This is a genomic window from Plasticicumulans sp., from assembly GCF_035331805.1.
In the GTDB taxonomy this organism is placed as follows: domain Bacteria; phylum Pseudomonadota; class Gammaproteobacteria; order Competibacterales; family Competibacteraceae; genus Plasticicumulans.
The window spans coordinates 1-4,765 of record NZ_DAOLKE010000277.1; the positions used below are offsets into that span (position 1 = coordinate 1).

Genomic DNA, 4,765 nt, shown 5'->3' on the forward strand with positions numbered 1-4,765 from the left:
GATGCGCGGCTGCGCGGCGACTGGTGGACGATCTACGGCGACCCGCAGCTCGATGCGCTGGTGCGCGAGGCCGAAGTCTCGAACCAGAACCTCGCGCTCGCCGAGGCCAGCCTGCGTCAGGCGCAGGCGCTGGCGCGCGAGGCCGGCGCCGCGCTGTATCCGGTGGCCGGGGTCGGTGCCGGCGTCACGCGCGCGCGCAGCAGCGCCGCGGGTGCGACCGGCACGGCCGGCGGGCGCACGAGCAGCCAGTATTCGCTGCCGCTGGAGCTGTCCTGGGAGATCGATCTGTGGGGGCGGCTGCGCCGTGGTGCCGAGGCCGGTCAGGCGACGGCCGAGGCGAGCGCGGCCGATCTCGAGGCCGCGCGCCTGAGCGTGCGCGCCGAGCTGGTCACGAACTGGCTGGCGCTGCGCACGCTCGATGCCCGGCGCCGGCTGCTCGCCGATACCGTCGAGGCCTACGCGCGCGCGCTCGCCATGACGCGCAACCGCCACGCCGCCGGCGTCGCCTCCGGCGCCGAGGTCGCGCAGGCCGAAACCCAGCTCGAATCGACGCGCGCGCAGGCGCTCGATCTCGACGCCAGCCGCGCGACGCTCGAACACGCGATCGCCGTGCTCGCCGGCCGCCCGCCGGCGACGCTGCGCATCGCCGTGCGCGAGGGTCCGCTGCCGCCGGTGCCCGCACTGCCGGCCGGCCTGCCATCGACGCTGCTCGAACGCCGGCCCGACATCGCCGCGGCCGAACGGCGGGTCGCGGCGGCCAACGCCGGCATCGGCGTGGCCGAGGCCGCGTACTACCCGAGCCTGAATTTCTCGGCCTCGGCCGGCTTCGAGGCGGCGAGCCTCGCGAAGTGGATCTCGGCGCCGGCCCGGGTCTGGGCGCTCGGTCCGCAGCTGGCGCTGACGCTGTTCGACGGCGGGGCCCGCGCCGCGCAGGTCGAGGCGGCCGGTGCGAGCTGGCAGGGCACGGTCGCGAGCTATCGCCAGACGGTGCTGACCGGCTTCCAGGAGGTCGAGGACGCGCTGGCGACGCTGCGCATCCTCGCAGCCGAGGCCGCGGTGCAGGATCGGGCCGTCACCGCCGCGCGCCGCTCGCTGGAACTGACGATGAACCAGTACCGCGCCGGCATCCTCGCCTACCTCGGCGTCGTCGTCGTGCAGGCGCAGGCGCTGGCCGCCGAGAGCAGCGCGATCGACCTGCAGGGCCGGCGGCTCGCGGCCAGCGTCGCGCTGATCCGCGCGCTCGGCGGTGGCTGGCAGGCGGGTGATCCCTCGCCGGCGCTGACGCGGGCCGACACCCGCTGACGCGCAGCGCCAGCTTGTGACGCCTGCTGTCAGGAGCGTCGTGCCGGGTTACGACTTGGTCATGTTTCTCTTCCCGGCCTTGGTTCTGCCGCGACGCACAAGCAGAATCGTTGCGCCACATCCGCGCGGGTGCGGCAGCCCCTCACCGCAGAGTTGCACGGATGCCATGAACGCCACTGCCGCAAGCTCCCCGAAGATCGAATCCGACCGGACCGCCCGCCGCCTCGCTGCCGATCTGCCGCCCGGCTACACGCTGCGCGGTTTCGACCTCGGTCATGGCACCGAATGGTGGGTCTGCGACGAGCGGGGTCAGATCGTCGACGGCAACCGGCTCGGCGCCGGCCACGGTCGCCAGCGCTTTCAGGTCGCGCTGCTGCTGGCGCTGTGCATGGCCGGTCTGGTGGTCGCGCTCGGGCTGTATGCCGGCTGAAGCGCGCTGATCCGCCCGGATGAAAAAAGCCCCGCTGATGCGGGGCTTTTCGTTTGTGCCGGCGGGCGCGCGACTTACTTCGGCTCGACCGGGCAGGTGCGCACGCCGAGCAGCGTGTAGGCCGGGCACCAGTTCATCAGTGCGGTGGCGATCGGCAGCACGCCGATCCAGCCCCAGACGCCGATCTGGCCGCTCAGTGTCAGGGCGATCAGCACGAGGCCGACGAGCAGGCGCAGGATCTTGTCGATCTGTCCGACGTTCTTGGTCATGACGAATGTCCTCCGGGATGGTGGATGCCGGGTAGGCGTGACGGCTCTGTGTTTTCCGCTCTTCCCGAGCCCTTTCCCCCAGGGGGAGGGGCTCGGGAAGACGGTGTGTTCCGCCGGGACGGGTATGAAAGACCTGCCCGCGACCGATGCCCGGCATCGGCGCACGAGACGTTCCGCTAGGCTGGCAGACCCGTCTACACCGCGGCGGCGGGTGACATTCCCTTGCCATGCATCGGGTTTCCGCTGTTTGACAGCATAATCATGTATTCGTATATTCGCAAATATGAACATTGACGAGATGGACCGCTCCGCGAACGCCGCGGCGCAGTTGCTGAAGGCCCTCGCCAGTCCGGTGCGCCTGAAGATCCTCTGCCAGCTCGTCGATGGCGAGAAAGCCGTCGGCCAGCTCGCCGATCTGCTGCAGGCCCGCGACGCGCTGGTCTCGCAGCATCTGGCGCTGCTGCGCAAGGACGGGCTGGTGCGCACGCGGCGCGAGGCACAGACGATCTGGTACTCGATCGCGAGCCCGGCGGCCGAACGCATCATCCGCACGCTCTACGAGCTGTACTGCGCCGGCGACGGCGCGGGACCGGCTCCCGGACCCAAGCCGTAACCGACTGACTGACGGAGACCTGCCCCATGAGCCTGACCCGCCTCGATGCCCGCAGCCTGCAGGTGCGCCTCGCCGAGGGCCGTGCCGACCTGTACGACATCCGCGAGCCGGCCGAGTACGCCCGCGAGCACATCGACGGCGCGCGGCTGCTGCCGGCCGGCCGGCTCGGCCGCGAGCTGCCCGATCGCACGCCGGGGCGGCTCGCGGTGTTCATGTGCCAGAGCGGCATGCGCACCACCGAGAACGCCACGCGCATCCTCGGCTGCATCAGCGGGGAGGTGGCGATGCTCGACGGCGGGCTGGAGGCCTGGAAGCGCGCCGGCCTGCCGGTGATCGAGGACCGCTCGGCGCCGCTGCCGCTGATGCGTCAGGTGCAGATCGTCGCCGGCAGTCTGGTGCTGCTCGGCGTCGTGCTCGGCTTCCTGCTCGGCCCGGCCTGGTTCGGGCTGGCCGGCTTCGTCGGTGCCGGCCTCGTGTTCGCCGGCCTCACCGGCTTCTGCGGCATGGCGCGGCTGCTCGCGCAGCTGCCGTGGAACCGCATCGATCCGCCGTCCGCGCCGCGCGCCGTCTGAAGCCGGGGGGTCATCCGGCGTCGTGCGCCGCGGGCGGCGGATCGATGCCGCGTCGCCGGCACTCGGCCTCCCAGTCGGCGACGGCGCGTCGCCAGTAGTCGAACACGCAGGGCCGGCAGCCGCGTCCGCAGCATTCGAGCGGATGCGGGCGCGGCGGACGCGGTGGCAGGGCAGGGTGGTCGGACATCACGGGCTTCCACGCACGGGGAGAGGGCAATTATCGCCGCTGCGGCTGCATGCGATGCGGGCGTCCGGCGCACCGCCGGCTGATTGACGCGCTGCAGCAGACACGGCTAGCCTGTGCGCTCCCATCGGGGAGTAGTCGCCCTGCCTGCACGCGAGGGGCGCGCGTCAACAGACTTGCCGCTGCACGGCGGCATGGCGCGCGCAGTCCGGACCGGAGCTTCCGGCCCGGGGCTGACGAGACCTTTGGCATCGGTGCCGCAAGTCCGGGTCGGGCGGGCGGCGCCGGGCCATCGGCACGCGTCTTCGCCCGACCCCGCGTATCCGCGCTCCCATGGAAGCCTTCCTCGTCTCGACCTTCGTGGTCGCCATCGCCGAGATCGGCGACAAGACCCAGCTGCTCGCGCTGATCCTCGCCGCCCGCTTCCGGCGGCCGTGGCCGATCGTGCTCGGCATCCTCGTCGCCACCATCGCCAATCACTTCGCCGCCGGCGCGCTCGGGGCGGCGGTCGCGAGCCTGTTCGGGCCGCAGCTGCTGCGCCGGGCGCTGGGGATTTCCTTCCTCGCGGTCGCGGTCTGGGCGCTGATCCCGGACCGCATGGACGAGGACGAGCCGGTGCCGGCCAGCGCCCACGGCGCCTTCATCGCCACGACGGTGGCCTTCTTCCTGGCCGAGATCGGCGACAAGACCCAGATCGCGACCGTCGCGCTCGCGGCGCGCTTCGATGCGCTCGCGTGGGTGGTCGCCGGCACGACGATCGGCATGATGCTCGCGAACGTGCCGGCCGTGCTGCTCGGCCACCGGCTCGGGCGCGCGGCCTTCGCGCTCGGCTGGGTGCGCTACGTCGCCGCCGCGACCTTCGCGCTGCTCGGGCTGGCGGCGCTGTTCGACGTGAACCTCGATCCGTCCGGCTGGTTCGGGCACACGCCGGGCTGACGGGCATCGCCGGCGGGAACGGCGCGGCCTCCCGCCGGCATCGCAAGCGCGACCCGCATCGTCCGCCGCGCGCACCGGCCGCCTGCCGGTGCGTGCATGCCAGCGATGCAGCAGGCGCGGGCTGCGCCGTCCAGACTTCGCGGCGCCCGGCACGGCCCCGACGCGGACCGTGCCTTCCGTCCGCCGCTTCCGGAGCCTGCCCATGCGCCTGCGCTATTCGCCCACGTCGCCCTTCGTCCGCAAGATCTCGGTCGCCGCCCTCGAACTGGGGCTCGCCGAGCGCATCACGCGCGTGCCGACCAACCCCTGGGATCCGGCGAGCGACATCGCTCACGACAATCCGCTCGGGCGCATCCCGGCGCTCGTGCTCGATGACGGCAGCGGCACGGTGCTCTACGACAGTCCGGTCATCGTCGAATACCTCGATGCGCTCGCCGGGGGCGGGCGGCTGCTGCCGGC

General features: G+C 72.6%; 8 protein-coding genes and 1 riboswitch. Of the genes, 6 read left to right on the forward strand and 2 right to left on the reverse strand.

Annotated features, from left to right (window positions below; translation table 11 throughout):
- On the forward strand, positions 1-1,302 hold a 1,302-nt coding region (locus PKE44_RS15145), incomplete at its 5' end, for an efflux transporter outer membrane subunit (protein ID WP_324552669.1).
- A 166-nt stretch (positions 1,303-1,468) separates the two neighbouring features.
- Complete coding sequence (locus tag PKE44_RS15150) at positions 1,469-1,732, forward strand: hypothetical protein (protein WP_324552671.1); 264 nt, start codon at positions 1,469-1,471, stop codon at positions 1,730-1,732.
- 74 nt (positions 1,733-1,806) lie between these two features.
- Here the strand turns inward: PKE44_RS15150 and PKE44_RS15155 are convergent, their stop codons facing one another.
- The gene (locus tag PKE44_RS15155; protein WP_324552673.1) at positions 1,807-2,001 is read right to left on the reverse strand and encodes a DUF2892 domain-containing protein; all 195 of its coding nucleotides are present in this window, start codon (positions 1,999-2,001) and stop codon (positions 1,807-1,809) included.
- Between the two features lie 298 nt (positions 2,002-2,299).
- On the opposite strand from PKE44_RS15155, the gene PKE44_RS15160 reads away from it, so the two are divergent.
- Together PKE44_RS15160 and PKE44_RS15165 are read left to right on the forward strand one after the other, a co-directional pair.
- Positions 2,300-2,614, forward strand: a complete 315-nt coding sequence (locus tag PKE44_RS15160; RefSeq protein ID WP_324552675.1) for a metalloregulator ArsR/SmtB family transcription factor — start codon at positions 2,300-2,302, stop codon at positions 2,612-2,614.
- Positions 2,615-2,640: 26 nt separating this feature from the next.
- Positions 2,641-3,186, forward strand: a complete 546-nt coding sequence (locus PKE44_RS15165; RefSeq protein ID WP_324552678.1) for a rhodanese family protein — start codon at positions 2,641-2,643, stop codon at positions 3,184-3,186.
- Positions 3,187-3,196: 10 nt separating this feature from the next.
- Here PKE44_RS15165 and PKE44_RS15170 read toward each other — a convergent pair whose 3' ends face one another.
- Positions 3,197-3,373 (reverse strand): oxidoreductase-like domain-containing protein, encoded by a 177-nt coding sequence (locus PKE44_RS15170; protein ID WP_324552681.1) that lies wholly within the window; start codon positions 3,371-3,373, stop codon positions 3,197-3,199.
- A gap of 110 nt (positions 3,374-3,483) precedes the next feature.
- Positions 3,484-3,591, forward strand: a riboswitch (yybP-ykoY riboswitch).
- Positions 3,592-3,703: 112 nt separating this feature from the next.
- Here PKE44_RS15170 and PKE44_RS15175 point away from each other — a divergent pair.
- A complete protein-coding gene (locus PKE44_RS15175) occupies positions 3,704-4,306 on the forward strand; it encodes a TMEM165/GDT1 family protein (protein WP_324552684.1) in 603 nt (200 codons plus the stop codon).
- 202 nt (positions 4,307-4,508) lie between these two features.
- The coding region (locus PKE44_RS15180; protein WP_324552687.1) for a glutathione S-transferase N-terminal domain-containing protein at positions 4,509-4,765 on the forward strand (257 nt) is incomplete at its 3' end.